Here is an 18,739-nt window from a genome sequence, read left to right as displayed (position 1 = left end):
GGGTCTCATGCAGGGTGTCGATCCGGCCTGGCTGCCGGACGGGGCGTTCCGGCCGATCGGCACCCGGCGGACGCTGATCCGTGGCGCGGGTCCGTTGGTGGACACGGTGCACGGGGAGGTGGCGGAGGCCTGCCGGCGGTTCGGGGGGCGGGTGGTGCGTGACGCGGGCGCGGACGCGGGCGCGGACGGCACGGCGTACGACCTGGTGCTCGAACTGACCGGCCCCGAGGGCCTCGGCTCCGAGGGGTTCACCTGCCGGCGCGAGAACGGCGTCACACACGTCACCGCGTTCGGTCAGACGGGGCTGCTGTACGGGCTGTTCCACGTCGTGCGGCTCGGTGAGCGCGCGTTCACCCAGGACCGGCAGAAGCAGGCCCACCGTCCCGCCGTCGCGCTGCGGATGCTGGACCACTGGGACAACGTGGCCGTGCACCCGGTGATGGGCCAGGTGGAGCGCGGATACGCCGGCGGCTCGCTGTTCTGGGCGGACGGCCGGGCGCGCGGCGAGCTGCTGGGCCGGGTGCGGGCCTACGGCAGGCTGCTCGCGGCCTGCGGGATCAACGCCGTGGCCGTGAACAACGTCAACGTGCACGCGGTCGAGGCCCGTCTGCTCACCGACCGGATCGGCGAAGTCGCCGCCATCGCCGACGCGTTGCGGCCGTACGGCATCCGCGTCCACTTGTCGGTGACCTTCGCGGCGCCCATGGTGCTGGGCGGGCTGCCGACGGCCGATCCGCTGGACGAGGGCGTGCGCGACTGGTGGGCGCAGACGACCTCGCGGGTGTACGAGGCGATTCCCGACTTCGGCGGGTACGTGGTCAAGGCCGACTCCGAGGGCCAGCCGGGGCCGTTCGCGTACGGCCGCAGTCACGCGGACGGCGCGAACATGCTGGCGGCAGCGCTGACTGCATCCGATAGCGGCTCCGCCGCGGGGCCCGGCGGCACGGTGCACTGGCGGGCCTTCGTCTACGACCACCGCCAGGACTGGCGGGACCGGACGACGGACCGGGCGCGTGCCGCGTACGACCATTTCGTTCCGCTGGACGGGCAGTTCGCCCCCAATGCCGTGCTCCAGGTGAAGCACGGGCCGATGGACTTCCAGGTGCGGGAGCCCATCTCGCCGCTGATCGGCGCGATGCCGGGTACCCGGCTGGCGGTGGAGGTGCAGGCCACGCAGGAGTACACCGGGCAGCAGCGGCATGTGTGCTGGCTGGGGCCGATGTGGAGCGAGGCGCTGCGGTTCCGGGCGGACGGGGAGTCCACGGTCGGGGAGTTGGCGCGCGGGGGGCTCGTCGCCGTGTCGAACGTCGGTGACGACCCGTTCTGGACCGGGCATCCGCTGGCCCAGGCGAACCTCTACACCTTCGGGCGGCTGGCCTGGCAGCCGGACGCGAATCCCTACGGGCTCCTGGACGAGTGGATCAGGCTGACCTACACACCCACGAGATCCGAGGAGAGCGCGCGGCTGGAGGCCGGCGTCTACGCGGTGCTGTCCCACTCCTGGCGGACGTACGAGAAGTACACGGCGCCGCTCGGGGTCGGCTGGATGGTGCAGCCCGGCCACCACTACGGGCCGAGCGTGGACGGCTACGAGTACAGCCCTTGGGGCACCTACCACTTCGCCGACCGCGACGGCATCGGCGTCGACCGGAGCGTGGCGACGGGAACCGGGTTCGCGGGGCAGTACGCCAAGCCGTGGGCCGAGGTGTACGAGTCGCCGGAGACCTGCCCCGACGAGCTGCTGCTGTTCTTCCACCACATGTCGTACGAGCACATGCTGCACAGCGGCAAGACGGTGATCCAGCACATCTACGACACGCACTTCGAGGGCGTGGAGGAGGTGGAGGCGGCGCTGGGGGTGTGGGCCTCGCTGGTGGATCTCGTGGACCCGGCGCGCCATGCGCGGGTGACGGAGCGGTTCGAGGAGCAGCTCCGCAGTGCCCGCGAGTGGCGCGATCAGGTCAACAGCTACTTCTTCCGCAAGTCAGGTGTGGCCGACGCACATGGGCGCCGCATCTACTGACCGCGGAGGATCACTGTGCCGAGCGGGTCGAGGGTCAGGGGCTCGCCCTCCTCGATCCGCTTGCCGGTCAGCAGGTCGGTCGCGGTGGTGTGGGCGGTGAGGTGGGCCGGCTCCGGGGCGTGGTTGAGGAGGAAGTGGAGGCGGGTGCCGTCGGGGGCGACCCGGGTCGCGGTCTCCAGGGCGGGGTGGTCGGCGTAGGGGCCGAGCAGGTCGTGGCGGGTCAGGATGCGGCGGACGATCCAGTCGACGCCGGGCTGGTCGAGGGCGGTGGCGACATACCAGCCTTCGCCTCCGCTCCCGCCGAAGCGGTTCCGGGTCACGGCCGGGGTGCCGGCGTAGAAGTCGGTGCCATAGGTGCCGACCGGTTCGGCGCCGCGCGGCAGCACGATCTCGAAGAGCAGGCGGGCCTCACAGGTCAGCTCCCCCAGCCGGACGGGCTGCACGAAGTCCCGTGCCCGGGAGTCCCACTCGTCGACACGGACGCCCATCAGAGGCGCGAGCGGGCCGGGCACGTCCGTGGGGAACGCGCGGTCGTGTTCGTCGACGCGGCCTGAGAGGAAGGTCGTCAGGACCGTGCCGCCGCGCGCCGCGACGGCCTCCAGACGCTCCGCGAGGTCGCCCTTGACCATGTGCAGGACGGGGGCGAGGAGCACGTCGTACGCCGTGAGGTCGGCCGTGACCGGGACGACGTCCACGTCCGCGCCGGCCTCGCGGGCGGCCCGGTAGTAGGCGTGGACCACCTCCTGGTACCGGACCAGCCGGGAGGGGCCGTCGGAGATCTCCAGGGCCCACCAGCTGTCCCAGTCGAAGAGCAGGGCGGTGCGGGCCGGGGTGCGGGCGCCGAGAGTCGCGTCACCCAGAGCCTCCAACTCCCTTCCCAGTTCGGCCACTTCACGGAAGACCCGGGTGTCGTCCCGGCCCGCGTGGCCGATCACCGCGCCGTGGTACTTCTCGCAGGCACCGCGGGAGGCGCGCATCTGGAAGTAGAGGGCGGCGTCGGCGCCGTGGGCGACGGCCTGGAGGGTGGCCAGCCGCAACTCGCCCGGTCGGCGGAGCGGGTTGACGTCACGGCAGGCCGTGGTGGAGGGGGTCTGCTCCATCAGCCAGAACGGCGCGCCGTCCTTCAGGCCGCGCATCAGGTCGTGGGCGAGGGCGGGCCAGGTCGGCGGGGCGTCGAGGGGCGGGTAGCTGTCCCAGGACGCGAAGTCGAGGTGGGGCGCCCAGCGGTGGTAGTCGAGGGGGCGAAACATGCCCATGAAGTTGGTGGTGACGGGTGTGTCCTGGTCGTGGGCGCGGATCACCTCCTTCTCGGCGAGGAAGCAGCCGAGGAGGGCGTCGGTGGTGAAGCGGAAGTAGTCGAGGGTGATGCCCTGGAACGCGGTGTGGTCGGGGCCGCGCCAGTGCTCGGTGAGGGCGCTCGGGGGCTCGATCTCCGCGAAGTCGGTGAAGCGGTGGGACCAGAAGGTCGACCACCAGGCGTCGTTGAGGGCGTCGAGGGTGCCGTACCTGCGCTGGAGCCACTCCCGGAAGGCCTCGGCGCACAGGTCGCAGTAGCAGGCGCCGCCGTACTCGTTGTTGATGTGCCAGGCCAGCAGTGCGGGGTGATCGGCGTAGCGTTCGGCGAGGCGGGCCGCCATGGCGGTGGCGTGGTCGCGGTACGCCGGTGAGCTGGGGCAGAAGTTGTGGCGCTGGCCGTAGCGGTGGCGGCGGCCCTCGAAGTCGGTGCGGTTGACCTCGGGGTGCCGCTTGGCGAGCCAGGGCGGGAGGGCGGCGGTGCCGGTGGCCAGGCAGATCCGGCGGTTCTCGGTGGCCGCGCGGTCCAGGACGCGGTCGAGGACCGTGAAGTCGTAGGTGTCGGGGGCGGGTTGGGTGAGGGACCAGGAGAAGACGCCGACCGTGAAGGTGTCGATGCCGGCCTGCGTGAACAGGCGGTGGTCGTCGTCCCAGACCGGCTCGGGCCACTGCTCGGGGTTGTAGTCGCCGCCGTACGGGATCTTCGGGGTGCGCGGCGCTGTCATGCGGTGAAGTCCTCCTGGGTCTCGGCGATCACCGGGCGACTGCTGTGCAGCAGGGAGAGCAGCAGCGGGGCGGCCAGCAGGGCGGGCAGGGCCTCGGTCAGCAGGGCGGTCGACGCGGCCACCAGGACGAGCAGGGAGGCGGCGGCGAGGGTGGTGCGGGCGTGCCGGACCAGGAAGTAGGCGGCGAGGCGGGCGGTGTCACGGGTGCGGAAGGTGAACAGGGAGGTGAGGAGCAACGCGTGCGCGCCCCACAGCAGGGAGCCGACGCCGATCACACCGAGCAGGACCGCCCACCAGCCGGGCAGGCCGGTGGCGGAGAAGTGGGTGAGGGTGAAGGCGATGACCGTCAGCCAGGCGAGCAGCGGCGTCCAGAGCTTGAGCGCGGGCAGGGCGTTGAGGCGCCAGCCGCGTGCGTAGGTCCGGGCCGGGTGCAGTTCGGTGAGGTCCCGGCTGCGGTGGTGCAGGGCGTACAGGGCGGCGGACAGGGCCGGGCCGAGCGGCAGCAGGCATACGGCGGCCAGGGGCAGGTTGGCCGGGTCGGGGCCGACCAGGAGCAGGCCGGCGAATCCGGGTGCGGCGGCGAGGAGCAGCAAGGCCTCGACGGTGACCAGGGTGTGGATCAGGGCGGCGGCGCGGGAGAGGGCTCCCGCGCCGAAGTCGGCCGTGGGCGCGCCGCTGCTCACCCGTTGTCCTTCTTGAAGCGTTCGTACGCCGCGTTGTGCAGGTCGACGAACTTCTCCATGTTCTTCGCCTTCAGCTCGGCGACGTACGCGTCCCATTCGGACAGGGGGCGTTTGCCGAGGACGAACTTGAGGGTGTTCTGGGTGACGTGGTCCCTGAGCGGGGTCTCCCACAGGGACGCCTGTTCCTGCTCGAAGGACTGGAGCGGATGGGCCGGGGCGATGGGTGTCTGTTCGCGCTGGGACATGGCGTCCTGGAACTTCTTCTCGTCGGGGCTGAACATGGAGGAGACGAGTTCCCAGCTGCCGCCGTAGGTGAAGACACCGTTGTAGAAGCCGTAGTCCTTCTGCATGTCCTTGGGGGCGTCCGGGTCGGAGCCCATGAGGCTGATGCCGGGCTTGGGCTGGTACTGGTCGCCGGAGTGGGTGTAGGTGACGCCCTCGACGCCCCAGCGCGCGAACCGCTGACCCTCGTCCGAGTACCACAGCCAGTCCACGAACTGCATCATCGCGACGAAGCTGTCGCTCTTGAGGGCCTCGCTGGAGATCATGATGCCGTTCTCCAGCCGGACTCCGCCCAGCACCACCGGACCGGCGGGCCCGAGCGGCACCGGGATCATCTCGATCTTGGCGCCCTTGACCTGCTTCTCCAGGTTGAACCGGTACTCCTGCACCAGGACCTGCGGGTTGGCGCTGATCGCGAAGGACTTCTCGCCCAGCAGCTTCTGCGCGGCCTCGTCGTCGGTCTGGGTGAAGCTCTCCGGGTCCACCAGCTTCTCGGCGACCAGCTTGCGCACGTACTCGATCAGCTGCCGGTAGGCGTCCGTCGCCCCGGTGAAGACGAACTTCCCCGCGTCCGCGTCCCAGTCGATGTTGTCGTACGTCCATCCGGCGCGGACGCCGTAGGCCTGGCCGAGGTAGCTGAAGAGGGCGGCGGCCGGGTAGGGCGTGTTCTTGCTCCAGCGGTCGGAGAACGGGTAGCGGTCCGGGTACTCCGCCTTGATCGCCTTGAAGACCTCGTACACCTCGTCCCAGGTGGTGGGCAGGCTCAGTCCGAGCCGGTCGAGGACGTCGGTGCGCAGCGCCAGCGAGTAGCCGGATCTGGGCTTCTCGTGCAGGCCGGGCAGCAGATAGAACTTGCCGTCGGACTGCCGGATGGAGTCGAGCTCCGGCTCCAGCTTCCAACGCTTGACCTTATCCCGGAAGTTGGGCATGAGGTGCGTGTAGTCGCTGACCGGGAGGACCGCGCCCGACGACACGAACGCGACCTCGGCGGGGTGGTACGTCTTGGGTATCAGGAACGGGGCGTCGCCCGAGCCGATCAGCACGCTGCGCTTCTTCTCGTAGTCGACCAGGGGCACGGCGACGGGCTCGAAGGTGACGCCGGTGCGCCGGGTGAGCTCCTTCCAGAACAGCCAGCCGTCCTTCATCGGGTAGACCGGGTTGTTGTTGTGCAGGATTGAGAAGGAGAGCGCCTTGGTCGCCTTGAACTGCTGGCCGACGCGGTAGTCCTTCATGGCGCCGTCTCTCTTCTTCGACAGGTCCTTGGAGTCCCCGCCGTCGTCGCCGCTGCCGCATCCGGTCAGGGTGGCGAGTCCGATGAAACCGGCGGCGGCGAGGATCTGACGCCGTGACAGCTGGCCTGCGTTGTGCACGGATGACACGGTTACTCCCTTGGTAGCCCTGGACCGTCAGCCCTTGACCGCGCCGAGCATCACGCCCGAGACGAAGTAGCGCTGGACGAACGGATAGACACAGAGGATGGGCAGCGAGGTCAGCACGATCGTGACCGCCTGGATGTTCGCGCCGACCTGGCTGAGCTGCGCGTCGGCGGCGCCCGCGTTGCCGCCCGTGGTCGCGCCGGAGATGAGGTTGCGCAGATAGACGGTGACCGGCATCAGCTCGGACTTGTCCATGTAGAGGAAGGCGCTGAACCAGGAGTTCCAGAACGACACCGAGTAGAACAGCACCATCGTCGCGACGACCGCCTTCGACAGGGGGAGCACGATCCGCAGCAGGATGCCGTACGTGCTCAGGCCGTCGATCTGCGCGGCCTCCTCCAGTTCGGTCGGCAGGCTCTCGAAGAAGGCCTTCATGACCAGCAGGTTGAACACGCTGATGGCGTTGGGGAGCGCGATGGCCCAGACGCTGTTCTTCAGGCCGAGGCTCGTGACGAGGACGTAGTTGGGGATCAGGCCGCCGGTGAAGAACATGGTGAAGACGGCGACCCCGACCAGGACGCCGCGCCCCTTGAGTTGCTTCTTCGACAGGACGTAGGCGTAACAGGTGGTCAGGATCATGGCGACGGCGGTGGCGACCACGGTGTACAGCACGGTGTTGCCGTAGTTCCGCCAGAACATGGCGTCCTGGAACACGATCTTGTACGTGGTGAGGTTGAACCCCTCGGGCCACAGGGTCACTTCACCGGCCCTGATCTGCCGCTCGGCACTGAACGAGCGGGCGATGATGTTGACGAACGGGTACAGGGTGACGATCACGACCAGGGTGAGGACGACACCGTTGACGCCCTGGAAGACCCGGTAGGAACGGCTCGGCTTCACCACAGGCTGGTCCCCACTGTGCGGCGCGAGAGCGTGTTGGCGGACGTGATGAGGACCAGGCCGATGATCGCCTCGAACAGGCCGATGGCGGCGGCGTAGCTGAAGCTGTTGGACTCGACGCCCGCGCGGTAGAGGTAGGTCGAGATCACGTCGGCCTTCGGATAGGTCAACGGGTTGTACAGCAGCAGGACCTTCTCGAAGCCGACGGCCATGAAGGTGCCGATGTTGAGGATCAGCAGCGTGATCATGGTGGGGCGGATGCCGGGCAGGGTGACGTGCCAGATCTGCTGCCAGCGGTTGGCGCCGTCGATGCGGGCGGCCTCGTAGAGGTCCTCGTCGATGGTGGTGAGCGCGGCGAGGTAGAGGATCGTGCCCCAGCCGGCGGTCTGCCAGATCTCGGAGCCGACGTAGACGGTGCGGAACCACTCGGGTTCCTGGATGAACCGGATCGGGTCGTGGCCGAACCAGCCCAGCGCGTGGTTGATCGGGCCGTCCGTGGCGAGCATCTGCAGGGTGATGCCCGCGACGATCACGATCGACAGGAAGTGCGGCAGATACGACACCGACTGCACGAACCGTTTCAGTGAGCGCCTGCGCACCTCGTTCAGCAGCAGGGCGAGCACGATCGGGATCGGGAAGCAGAAGACGAGGGTGAGTCCGCCGAGCCAGAGGGTGTTGCGGAAGACCTGCCAGAAGGTGGGGTCGCTGAGGAACATCTCGACATAGCGCAGGCCCACCCACTGCTCGCCGAAGATCGAGCCGCCCGGTTCGAAGCGCCGGAAGGCGATCACGTTGCCGATCATCGGCAGATAGCGGAAGACGAGGAAGAACAGCAGCGGCAGCACGGCGAGCGAGTACAGCTGCCAGTCCCGGCGCAGCGCCCGCCGCCATCCGGTGCGTGGCGTCCGCCGCCCGGGGCGGCGTGGTGCCTTGGTCGGCGGTGGCTCCTGGGTGCCGGGCGGTGGAGCCGATCTGGTGGACGTGCTCATGCAGGTGGCCTCCCGGTGGCACCGAAAGTTTCGGAGTCGTACCGGCAACTTTGCGGCGAGGTTAGGGGCGGGTGTAATGGCTGTCAATGGGGCTGACAGGGAACGCCAGTTGAGGAGGCCGGTACCGGGACGAGCCGGAAGTTACGAAACATTCTGATGACGAAGCGCAACAATCGGAGGCCATGTTGCCCGCGTTCGACCTGCCGTTGACGGACCTGGAGCGCTACCGACCCGACCTCCAGGAGCCCGCCGACTTCGACGAGTTCTGGCACGACACCCTCAAGGAGGCGGACCGGAACGAGGTGTTGGTGGCGTGCGAACCGGTGGAGACGGGCCTGCGGCTCACCGAGACCTGGGACGTGACCTTCCGCGGGTTCGCCGGCGACCCGGTGCGGGCCTGGTTCAGCAGACCAGCCGGGGTACGCGAACCCCTGCCGGCCGTCGTCGAGTACGCCGGCTACGGCCGGGGCCGCGGTCTCCCGCATGAGCGGCTGACCTGGGTGAGCGCCGGGTACGCGCATCTGCTGATGGACAACAGGGGCCAGGGCGACCAGTACGGCAACGGCGGCGCCACCCCCGACCCGCACGCCACGGCACCGGGCGGCCCCGGCCCTGCGGTACGCGGCCTGCTCTCACCCCGGGACCACCACTACCGGCGGCTGATCACCGACGCGGTACGCGCGGTCGACGCGGTCCGCGCCCTGCCCGGCGTCGACGGCACCCGCGTCGCGGCCGTCGGCAACAGCCAGGGCGGCGGACTCGCGCTCGCCGTCGCCGGGCTCGTCCCCGGCCTCACCGCACTCCTGGCCACCGCCCCGTTCCTGTGCGGCATCCGCCGCGCCCTCGACCTCACCGACGCGTCGCCGTACGGCGAGATCGCCGCGTACCTCTCGGTGCACCGGGACGCGGAGCGGGCCGCTTACACCACGCTCTCCTACCTGGAGGGGATCTCCTTCGCCCGCCGCGCCCACGCCCCGGCCCACTTCGGCGTCGGCCTGCGCGACACGGTGTGCCCGCCCAGCGGGGCCTACGGCGCCTTCAACCGCTACGCGGAACTGTCGGGCACCGAGCCGCGCAAGGAGATCCACCCCTATCGGTTCAACGGCCACGAGGGCGGCGACGCGGTGCACGTACGCCGCCAACTGGACTGGCTGGCCGAAGTGCTGGAGTGACAGGAGGCCTTCAGAGCAGCAGCGACGTGGGGTGGGAGCGCGCGCAGAGCAACTGGCTTGACGTCGTTGTCCGTTGAGGCGATAGAGTCATGCGCAGACCATTCCGACAACGTTGTCGCCCGACCTTGGTCTCCCCCGCCACGCACCATCCGGACGGTCCCGCTCCCCCCCTCGGGCCCGTCCGGCTCGCGGACCCGGTGGACGCCGAATGACCGTCCACCGGGTCCGCCCCGAGCCGCGGTTCAGCCCACCCGGCAGGGCAGACTGCTCGTAATGTCTCCGCCGGAGCCGGAGACGACGTAGCCGAAGGTCGTACTCTCACCTGGATCGAGGGAGCCGTTCCAGTCGGCGTTGTGCACCATCACGTCCTGCCCGGTATAGGTCGCGTTGCCGCTCCACAGGCTCTCGACCTTCTGTCCCGTGGGCAGCGTCCAGTCGACCATCCAGCCGAGCATCGGGACGTCGCCGGAGTTGGTGACGGTCACCTCGGACTGGTAGCCGCCGGACCAGGTACCGGTCGTGCGGCGGGTGGCGGAGCACTCGCCGGGCACCGGGTCGGTCGGGTTGCCGGGATCCTTGATGCCGGTGACCTCTCCGTTGCCGCCGTCGAAGACGATGTCGGAGCAGGAGTAGAAGGTCTCCGCGCTGTCCGAGCGCTGCCAGACCATGTAGACGATGTGGCGGCCCGACTTGTTCGCCGGGAGCTGCCCCGACCAGGAGTAGTTGGCCTCGACCGTGCCCGGGGAGCCGTTGAGCGGCGGGTGGTCGACCGAGAGGAAGGGCTGCTCCTCCATGTCGTCCCAGGTGAGGGCCTGCTTCGGGTCGAAGCCGTCCTTGGTGATGTAGACGTAGAACCAACCCGGGTGCGCGGCCCAGGCGTTGTAGGAGAAGTCGACGGTCGCGCCCGAGGTGAGATGGGTGAGCGGCCAGTCGTCGCGCGGGGCGTTGAAGCCGGTGAAGTTGGTGTTGCCGCCGCTGCACAGCTCGCCGTCGGGCACGAAGCCGCGGGTGCGACCGGCGCCGTCGGAGCGCAGCACCGAGAACCAGTTGTAGAACGGCGTGGTGCCGCTGACCTGTTGGGCCGCCCTGCAGGCCGGGTTGACGGGCTTGATCTCACCGGTGTCGGTGAGCCCGTCCTGCCAGCACAGGAAGGTACGGCTGCCCGGCTTCATAGGGGTGCCGTGGGCCTCCGCCTCGCCGCCGGCGGTCATGACGAGGGCCACGGCGGGGATGGTCGCGAGCAGGGAGACCAGGACGAGGAAGAGGGCTCTGGCGCGGGTGGGGAGGGTTAATCGGCGGGGCGGGGTGGTCCCGGTCGCCCCCTGCTTTGTCAGGATCATGACAGTCGAGTCCGTTCCGTCAGGCACGGGCCGTGCGGGTCTTGTGTGGGTGTGCGTACGGATACGCGGGGCGGGAACGGTCCGGGGTGACGGGTTCCGGTCCGTCACTGTGGGAGCGCTCCCACCCCGTCTGTTGCGGAAGGTAGCGCCGAGGGGCGTGGTTGTAAACGCCTGACGCACAAGATCCCCACCAGGCGGGTACGACCCTGGCGATGCCGGGGGGTGAGGTGCGCGAACCAAGGAGCAGTCCAGGCTCCGTGCGCCCGGCGCAATTTGACGCGCCGCCACCGGGTTTCGTGCGCCGACTGAGCCCCCTTGCTTCCACGACCTGACGCCGGAGAGCGTCTCCCGGGAGCACAAACGCCGCCCCGACCGTTCATGCGATGAGTGGGAACCGTGACAGCGGTGCAGCTCACGCCGCCCGGCAGCCCGGCCGCACACCGTCGGCACAACGCCCGCGGTCAGCCAGGGTACGTGCACGGTTGAAGGAGCGGCGATGACTTCCCCTGTGGACCCCAGCCTCAACCGGCGCAAGCTGCGCCTTGCCTTGCGGCAGGCGCGCGAAGCCACCGGCCTGACCCAGCGTGAGGCCGCCGAGCGGGTGGAGTGGTCGCAGTCCAAGCTCATCCGGGTGGAAACCGGAACCGTCAGCGTGTCCGTGAGCGACTTGCGGGCGCTGCTGACGCTGTACGGCGTCACCGACCCGTCCACGGTGCGCGAACTCGAGGAGGCGGCCCGAGGGAGCAAGGGCCCCAGCTGGTGGTCCAAGTACCACGACGTCGTCACACCGCAGTACGCCCAGTACCTGGGCTACGAGAGCGCGGCGACGTCACTTCAGACGTATCACCCCATCGTCGTCCCCGGGCATTTGCAGACCCCCGGGTACGCCGAGGCGCTGCTCAAGCCGCACGGCCTGACCCCCAAACGAATCGGGCGGGTGGTGGGCTTGAGGATGGAACGGCGGACGAGGATGTTCGACGGATCCGCCGGCCCCGACGCCACCTTCATCCTGGACGAGGCGGCGGTGCGGCGGCAGATCGGCGGAAAGGCGGTACTGAACGAGCAGTTGCAGCAGTTGCTCGACCTCGGCGCACGGGACGGGATCACGATCCGCGTCCTGCCTTTCGAGGCCGGGGCCCACTACAGCACGCTGGGCAGCTTCGTCCTGTTGGGCTTCCCCGACGACGACGATCTGCTGTATCTGGAGCACGCCGCGGGCAGCATGACCGGCGGCGAAGACCTGGAACTGCTGGCCCGTTACCAGGAGTGCTTCCAGACGATCACGCATCTGGCGCTCGGCGAGACCGAGTCACTCGACCTGATCGGTCGCATCAAGCAAGACCTCGCGGCCCGCTAGATCCGCGGTGCCATTTCTGGTGGTGCAGCCAGGGGGAGGACCAAAGTGGTCTTCAGGTCGATATGGCAGGGCCTGCAGAACGTACTCGCCGGGGCAACCAGTGACGAAGACGTCAAATTGCAAGCCATACAGGACGAAGCGCAGACACGGAGGCTCATAGAGATAGACAACGCCCGCGGCGCCATAAAGATCCAGCTCGTGCCCCGGAATCGGACTGCTGGGCCTGGTCGCGCTGATCGTCGTGGTCGGGGCAGTGGTCCTCGTCGTCCAGGCAGCCGGTGAGCTCAGGTTGCCCTGGTCGCGGATCGGCACGATCGCCGCCACATTCCTGGTGACGTCCGGCATCACTGGCTTGGTTGCCTGGTGGTGGAAGCGGATACTGAAGCGCCGTCAGGCCGCGGGCGCTACCCAGGAGAACTCGTCCGCGAACCCTGCGGACGGCGATCAGAATCAGGTGACGTCATAGCGGCACATCCGGCCCGCCACACTCCCGCCCCGACGGCCACGGCCACCGCCACGGCCACCCACAGCACCCGTTTGACGAGGACACTGTCGACCAGCAGGGACGCGAGAGCGGCGGTTAGCGTCGCCAGCGCGCCGGCGCTGAGGGAGAAGGTGACGGCTCCGCTCACGCCCGCGTACCGCTTCCGTCCACCGTTCCCCGAGTATTGAACTGAAGATGCCTCGGCACCCATAGAGGCCCCCTACCTACCGCCGATGGCTTGTCCAGAACGTCACAGGCCGTCCAGCTCCCCCTGCGTCAACGCAAGTAGGAACTCCGTCCAGGCGGGGGTGGTGAAGCACAGCGGCGCACGCTTCGGCTTCTTGGAGTCGCGCGCAAGCACTCGGCCCTCCCCCACGGCGACCTCCACGCACTCGTTCTCATTGCCGCATAAGCTGCTCTTGCGCCACAAGGGTTTCCCCTTATGCGCCACCTCGGCCCTCCTGCTCCCCCGATGCGCCTGAAACGGTGCTCATCCATGTTAGTGGACGTTTGTGCACTACCGCAGGTGAATACCCCTGCGCCAGGGCTGGGAACCGCACACGGCGCCCGAGCGATGACACACGGCATCCGCAGGCCCGATGGCCCACTGACTGCATTCCCAAGTTGGCTTCCAGAGAACCTGATTGTGGCGCAGTTGGCCCAAGTGCCATGGTGTCAAGGGGAGTTCACGCACGCGAGGCCCGAGGGCAGGCAGGTTGGCCACCGCCTGGGATCAAAACTGGCCGCCGCCCCGTGAAGAGCGACGGCCAGAACCCTAGGCGCTCACGCCAAGGGGCACATCAGTTGCGGATCAGGTTGCGCAGCACGTACTGCATGATGCCGCCGTTGCGGTAGTAGTCGGCCTCACCGGGGGTGTCGATGCGGACGACCGCGTCGAACTCGACGCCCGTGTCGGTGGTGACCTTGACCGTGCTCGGGGTGGTGCCGTTGTTCAGCTCGGTCACGCCGCTGATGGAGAAGGTCTCCTCGCCGGTCAGGCCGAGCGAGTCGGCGTTCTGGCCGGCCGGGAACTGCAGCGGCAGGACGCCCATGCCGATGAGGTTCGAGCGGTGGATGCGCTCGTACGACTCGGTGATGACGGCCTTGACGCCGAGGAGGGCCGTGCCCTTGGCCGCCCAGTCACGGGACGAGCCGGAGCCGTACTCCTTGCCGCCCAGGATGACCAGCGGGGTGCCGGCGGCCTGGTAGTTCTGCGACGCGTCGTAGATGAAGGAGACCGGGCCGCCCTCCTGCGTGAAGTCGCGGGTGTAGCCGCCCTCGGTGCCCGGCGCGATCTGGTTGCGCAGGCGGATGTTGGCGAACGTGCCGCGGATCATGACCTCGTGGTTGCCTCGGCGGGAGCCGTAGGAGTTGAAGTCACGACGCTCCACACCGTGCTCGGTGAGGTACTTGCCGGCCGGGGTGTCGGCCTTGATGGCGCCGGCGGGCGAGATGTGGTCGGTGGTGACCGAGTCGCCGAGCTTGGCGAGGACGCGGGCGCCGGAGATGTCGGAGACCGGGGTGGTCTCCATCGTCATGCCCTCGAAGTACGGGGGCTTGCGGACGTAGGTCGACTCGGCGTCCCACTCGAAGGTGTCGCCGGTCGGGATCGACAGCGCCTGCCACTGGGCGTCACCGGCGAACACGTCCTCGTACGACTTGGAGAACATGTCCTCGCCGATGGCGTTGGCGACGACGTCGTTGACCTCGGCCTCGGAGGGCCAGATGTCCTTCAGGAAGACCGGGTTGCCGTCCTGGTCGGCGCCCAGGGCGTCACGGGTGATGTCCACCTTCATGGAGCCCGCGATGGCGTACGCGACGACCAGCGGCGGGGAGGCCAGGTAGTTCATCTTGACGTCGGGGTTGATCCGGCCCTCGAAGTTCCGGTTGCCGGAGAGGACCGAGGTGACCGCGAGGTCGTGGTCGTTGACGGCCTTGGAGACCTCCTCCGGCAGCGGGCCGGAGTTGCCGATGCAGGTGGTGCAGCCGTAGCCGACGAGGTTGAAGCCGACCTTGTCGAGGTACGGCGTCAGACCGGCCTTGTCGAAGTAGTCGGTGACGACCTTCGAACCCGGGGCGAGGGTGGTCTTGACCCACGGCTTGCGGGTCAGGCCCTTCTCCACGGCCTTCTTCGCGACGAGCGCGGCGGCGACCATGACGTACGGGTTGGAGGTGTTGGTGCAGGAGGTGATGGCCGCGACCGTCACCGCACCGTGGTCGATCTCGTACGTCGAGCCGTCGGGGGCGGTCACGGTGACCGGGTTGGACGGGGCGCCGTTCGGGGCGACGGCCGGGGCGTCGGAGGCCGGGAAGGACTCCTGGCCCGCCTCGTCGACGACGTCGACGTAGTTGCGGACGTCGAGCTTGAACTGCTCGGCGGCGTTGGCGAGGACGATGCGGTCCTGCGGGCGCTTCGGGCCGGCGATGGAGGGGACGACCGTGGAGAGGTCGAGCTCCAGCTTCTCGGAGAAGTCCGGCTCGGCCTTCGGGTCCAGCCAGAGGCCCTGCTCCTTGGCATACGCCTCGACGAGCGCGAGCTGCTGCTCGGAACGGCCGGTGAGCTTCAGGTACTTGATGGTCTCGTCGTCGATCGGGAAGATCGCGGCGGTGGAGCCGAACTCCGGCGACATGTTGCCGATGGTGGCGCGGTTGGCGAGGGAGGTCGCGGCGACGCCCTCACCGTAGAACTCGACGAACTTGCCGACGACACCGTGCTTGCGGAGCATCTCGGTGATGGTCAGCACGAGGTCGGTGGCGGTGGTGCCCGGGGTGAGCTCACCGGTCAGCTTGAAGCCGACGACGCGCGGGATCAGCATGGAGACCGGCTGGCCGAGCATCGCGGCCTCGGCCTCGATGCCGCCGACGCCCCAGCCGAGGACGCCGAGGCCGTTGACCATGGTGGTGTGCGAGTCGGTGCCGACGAGGGTGTCGGGGTAGGCCTGGCCGTTGCGGACCATGACCGTCCGGGCCAGGTGCTCGATGTTCACCTGGTGGACGATGCCGGTGCCCGGCGGGACGACCTTGAAGTCGTCGAAGGCGGTCTGGCCCCAGCGCAGGAACTGGTAGCGCTCCTTGTTGCGGCCGTACTCCAGGTCGACGTTCTGCTTGAAGGCGTCCGAGGTGCCGAACTTGTCGGCGATGACGGAGTGGTCGATGACCATCTCGGCCGGCGAGAGCGGGTTGACCTTGGCCGGGTCGCCGCCGAGGGCCTTGACGGCCTCACGCATGGTGGCGAGGTCGACGACACAGGGCACGCCGGTGAAGTCCTGCATGATCACGCGGGCCGGCGTGAACTGGATCTCCTGCGACGGCTGGGCCTGGGAGTCCCAGCCGCCGAGGGCGCGGATGTGGTCGGCGGTGATGTTCGCGCCGTCCTCGGTGCGGAGGAGGTTCTCCAGCAGCACCTTCAGGCTGTAGGGGAGGCGCGCGGCGCCCTCGACCTTGTCCAGCCGGAAGATCTCGTACGACTCGTCGCCCACGCTCAGCGTGCTGCGGGCGTCGAAGCTGTTCGCCGACACGACAGTCTCCTTTATTTCTGTGCGCTTACCACCGCATCCTGCCGCCACACCGTCTTGGCCGATCCGCTAAGGTAAGGCTAAGTTAGGTATGCCTTACCGGGTGGGCGACTGCGGCACGCCTCGGCAGATATCTCGATGTCGAGATAACTCTAGTACATAGGGCCGGGATGGTCATGTCCCGGGGCTTCGACATGCGCCCTTTGCATGACCATGCGTCTTCATGCATACTCTTCCTATGTCCAAGGTCCTCACCTCCCTGCCCACCGGCGAGCGCGTCGGCATCGCCTTCTCGGGCGGTCTCGACACCTCGGTCGCGGTCGCCTGGATGCGCGACAAGGGCGCCGTCCCGTGCACCTACACCGCCGACATCGGCCAGTACGACGAGCCCGACATCGCCTCGGTGCCCGGCCGCGCCAAGACCTACGGCGCCGAGGTCGCGCGCCTGGTCGACTGCCGCGCGGCGCTGGTCGAGGAGGGCCTGGCCGCGCTGACGTGCGGCGCGTTCCACATCCGCTCCGGCGGGCGCGCCTACTTCAACACCACGCCGCTGGGCCGCGCCGTCACCGGCACGCTGCTGGTGCGGGCGATGCTGGAGGACGACGTCCAGATCTGGGGCGACGGCTCGACCTACAAGGGCAACGACATCGAGCGGTTCTACCGCTACGGCCTGCTCGCCAACCCCCACCTGCGGATCTACAAGCCCTGGCTGGACGCGAACTTCGTGACCGAGCTCGGCGGCCGCAAGGAGATGTCGGAGTGGCTGGTCGCCCACGGCCTGCCCTACCGGGACGCCACGGAGAAGGCGTACTCCACCGACGCCAACATCTGGGGCGCCACGCACGAGGCCAAGACCCTGGAGCACCTGGACACCGGCGTCGAGACCGTGGAGCCGATCATGGGCGTCCGGTTCTGGGACCCGTCGGTCGAGATCGCCCCCGAGGACGTGACGATCGGCTTCGAGCAGGGCCGTCCGGTCACCGTCAACGGCAAGGAGTTCGCCTCCCCCGTCGACCTCGTGATGGAGGCCAACGCCATCGGCGGCCGGCACGGCCTCGGCATGTCGGACCAGATCGAGAACCGGATCATCGAGGCCAAGAGCCGCGGTATCTACGAGGCCCCGGGCATGGCGCTGCTGCACGCGGCGTACGAGCGCCTCGTGAACGCGATCCACAACGAGGACACCCTCGCCCAGTACCACAACGAGGGCCGGCGTCTGGGTCGCCTCATGTACGAGGGCCGCTGGCTGGACCCGCAGGCGCTGATGATCCGTGAGTCGCTCCAGCGCTGGGTCGGCGCGGCCATCACCGGCGAGGTCACCCTGCGGCTGCGGCGCGGCGAGGACTACTCGATCCTCGACACCACGGGCCCGGCGTTCTCGTACCACCCGGACAAGCTCTCCATGGAGCGCACCGAGGACTCCGCCTTCGGCCCGGTGGACCGGATCGGCCAGCTCACCATGCGCAACCTCGACATCGCCGACTCGCGCGCCAAGCTGGAGCAGTACGTGGGCCTCGGCCTGATCGGCACCGGCAGCTCCGCCGTCGGCGCCTCCCAGGCGGCCGCGCTGATCGGCACCATGCCGGAGATGCCCGAGGGCGGCGCCGAGGCCATCGCCTCCCGCGGCGAGGTCTCCGAGGAGGACGCGCTGCTGGACCGTGCGGCGATGGAGTCCGGCACGGACTGACCCGCCGGGACGGCCACTGAAGGCCGGTTCGACGCCATGGGCGTCGGACCGGCCTTTTCAGGTCATCGCCCACCCTCGGCGGATCCGCGCCACTAGCCTCACCGGATGATCATCTGGCTGAACGGAACCTTCGGCGCGGGCAAGACGACCACCGCCGGTGAGTTGGTCGACCTCGTGCCGGACGCGACGATCTTCGACGCCGAACACGTCGGCTACATGCTGCAACACGTCGAGAAGCTCCCCCGGCTGGGTGACTTCCAGCACTGGCCGCCGTGGCGCCACCTGGTGGTGGAGACGGCCGCGCAACTGCTCGGCTACCTGGGCGGGGCGCTCGTCGTGCCGCAGACGGTTCTGGTCGAGCGGTACTGGACCGAGATCCGCACCGGCCTGGAGAAGGAGGGCATCCCCGTCCACCACTTCGTACTCCACTCCGACCCGGACACGCTCACCCGGCGGATCGAGACGGACGACGCGACCAACACCCAGTTCCCGAAGGCCCGCCAGTGGCGCCTCGACCATCGCGCCGCCTACCGCGACGCCCTGCCCTGGCTCAGCCGAGAGGCGGAGGTCATCGACACCGCCCCGCTCTCCCCTCAACAGGTCGCCCGGCTGGTCGCCGACGGCGTTTCCGCAGACTCTCCGTGACGAGCTGCCATCAGTTCGGCAAGTCGGGGTAACCGAGAGGTACGTACCCGACCTCGGAGGGAGGCATCCGTGCCCCTCACATTCCGCAAGAGCTTTCGGATCCTGCCCGGAGTGCGGCTGAACATCAACCGGCACTCCTGGTCCATCACCACCGGTGGCAGGCACGGGCCGCGGCGCACACACAGCAGTACCGGACGTCGTACGACATCGATGGATTTGCCCGGACCTTTCGGGTGGCGTCGTACGCGTAATGCCAGGCGGCGTTGAC

Annotated in this window: 15 protein-coding genes; 6 read left to right on the top strand and 9 right to left on the bottom strand. The window is 68.9% G+C overall.

The window, feature by feature from the left end; translation table 11 throughout:
* Window positions 1-7: 7 nt before the first annotated feature.
* The gene (locus tag AQJ67_RS16880) at window positions 8-2,023 is read left to right on the top strand and encodes an alpha-glucuronidase (RefSeq protein ID WP_062719586.1); all 2,016 of its coding nucleotides are present in this window, start codon (window positions 8-10) and stop codon (window positions 2,021-2,023) included.
* On the opposite strand, the gene AQJ67_RS16875 is transcribed toward AQJ67_RS16880, so the two are convergent.
* Genes AQJ67_RS16875 through AQJ67_RS16855 form a run of 5 tightly spaced genes read right to left on the bottom strand, consistent with a single transcriptional unit; the run spans window position 2,017 to window position 8,271 of the window.
* Entirely contained in the window at window positions 2,017-4,041 is a 2,025-nt protein-coding gene (locus tag AQJ67_RS16875; protein ID WP_062719585.1) for a beta-galactosidase, read from the bottom strand. The genes AQJ67_RS16880 and AQJ67_RS16875 overlap by 7 nt on opposite strands.
* Window positions 4,038-4,724, bottom strand: a complete 687-nt coding sequence (locus AQJ67_RS16870) for a YesL family protein (RefSeq protein ID WP_062719584.1) — start codon at window positions 4,722-4,724, stop codon at window positions 4,038-4,040. Before AQJ67_RS16870 ends, AQJ67_RS16875 begins: the two co-directional genes overlap by 4 nt.
* On the bottom strand, window positions 4,721-6,376 hold the full coding sequence (locus AQJ67_RS16865) for an ABC transporter substrate-binding protein (RefSeq protein WP_062719583.1): 1,656 nt from the start codon (window positions 6,374-6,376) through the stop codon (window positions 4,721-4,723). Before AQJ67_RS16865 ends, AQJ67_RS16870 begins: the two co-directional genes overlap by 4 nt.
* Window positions 6,377-6,412: 36 nt before the next feature.
* On the bottom strand, window positions 6,413-7,285 hold the full coding sequence (locus AQJ67_RS16860) for a carbohydrate ABC transporter permease (RefSeq protein ID WP_062719582.1): 873 nt from the start codon (window positions 7,283-7,285) through the stop codon (window positions 6,413-6,415).
* Window positions 7,279-8,271 carry an ABC transporter permease gene (locus tag AQJ67_RS16855; RefSeq protein WP_062719581.1) on the bottom strand — a complete coding sequence of 331 codons (993 nt, stop codon included), beginning with the start codon at window positions 8,269-8,271 and terminating at the stop codon, window positions 7,279-7,281. The genes AQJ67_RS16860 and AQJ67_RS16855 overlap by 7 nt, the downstream gene beginning before the upstream one ends.
* A 185-nt stretch (window positions 8,272-8,456) precedes the next feature.
* On the opposite strand from AQJ67_RS16855, the gene AQJ67_RS16850 reads away from it, so the two are divergent.
* Window positions 8,457-9,443 carry an acetylxylan esterase gene (locus tag AQJ67_RS16850; protein WP_062720072.1) on the top strand — a complete coding sequence of 329 codons (987 nt, stop codon included), beginning with the start codon at window positions 8,457-8,459 and terminating at the stop codon, window positions 9,441-9,443.
* Window positions 9,444-9,685: 242 nt separating this feature from the next.
* On the opposite strand, the gene AQJ67_RS16845 is transcribed toward AQJ67_RS16850, so the two are convergent.
* On the bottom strand, window positions 9,686-10,783 hold the full coding sequence (locus tag AQJ67_RS16845; protein ID WP_062719580.1) for a lytic polysaccharide monooxygenase auxiliary activity family 9 protein: 1,098 nt from the start codon (window positions 10,781-10,783) through the stop codon (window positions 9,686-9,688).
* A 496-nt stretch (window positions 10,784-11,279) separates the two neighbouring features.
* Between AQJ67_RS16845 and AQJ67_RS16840 the strand changes: the two genes are divergently transcribed.
* On the top strand, window positions 11,280-12,140 hold the full coding sequence (locus tag AQJ67_RS16840) for a helix-turn-helix domain-containing protein (RefSeq protein ID WP_062719579.1): 861 nt from the start codon (window positions 11,280-11,282) through the stop codon (window positions 12,138-12,140).
* Here the strand turns inward: AQJ67_RS16840 and AQJ67_RS47670 are convergent.
* The 3 genes from AQJ67_RS47670 to acnA all read right to left on the bottom strand — a co-directional run bounded on the left by AQJ67_RS47670 (window position 12,093) and on the right by acnA (window position 16,142).
* Window positions 12,093-12,485, bottom strand: a complete 393-nt coding sequence (locus AQJ67_RS47670) for a hypothetical protein (RefSeq protein ID WP_159058777.1) — start codon at window positions 12,483-12,485, stop codon at window positions 12,093-12,095. The two genes, AQJ67_RS16840 and AQJ67_RS47670, sit on opposite strands and share 48 nt — an antisense overlap.
* A gap of 389 nt (window positions 12,486-12,874) precedes the next feature.
* Window positions 12,875-13,075, bottom strand: a complete 201-nt coding sequence (locus AQJ67_RS16830) for a DUF397 domain-containing protein (protein WP_062719577.1) — start codon at window positions 13,073-13,075, stop codon at window positions 12,875-12,877.
* 349 nt (window positions 13,076-13,424) lie between these two features.
* Complete coding sequence (acnA, locus tag AQJ67_RS16825; RefSeq protein ID WP_062719576.1) at window positions 13,425-16,142, bottom strand: aconitate hydratase AcnA; 2,718 nt, start codon at window positions 16,140-16,142, stop codon at window positions 13,425-13,427.
* Between the two features lie 235 nt (window positions 16,143-16,377).
* On the opposite strand from acnA, the gene argG reads away from it, so the two are divergent.
* From argG to AQJ67_RS45175, 3 genes are all read left to right on the top strand, one after another.
* Window positions 16,378-17,826: an argininosuccinate synthase gene (gene argG / locus AQJ67_RS16820; RefSeq protein WP_062719575.1), complete on the top strand. Its 1,449-nt coding sequence runs from the start codon at window positions 16,378-16,380 to the stop codon at window positions 17,824-17,826.
* Window positions 17,827-17,931: 105 nt separating this feature from the next.
* On the top strand, window positions 17,932-18,471 hold the full coding sequence (locus AQJ67_RS16815) for a P-loop nucleotide/nucleoside kinase family protein (protein ID WP_062719574.1): 540 nt from the start codon (window positions 17,932-17,934) through the stop codon (window positions 18,469-18,471).
* Between the two features lie 69 nt (window positions 18,472-18,540).
* Window positions 18,541-18,738, top strand: a complete 198-nt coding sequence (locus AQJ67_RS45175; protein WP_079055995.1) for a DUF4236 domain-containing protein — start codon at window positions 18,541-18,543, stop codon at window positions 18,736-18,738.
* Window position 18,739: the final 1 nt, after the last annotated feature.

Origin of the sequence: Streptomyces caeruleatus (assembly GCF_001514235.1) — a bacterium.
In the GTDB taxonomy this organism is placed as follows: domain Bacteria; phylum Actinomycetota; class Actinomycetes; order Streptomycetales; family Streptomycetaceae; genus Streptomyces; species Streptomyces caeruleatus.
Note: the sequence above shows the minus strand (reverse complement) of the source record. Positions and strands in the feature narration are given on the sequence as shown.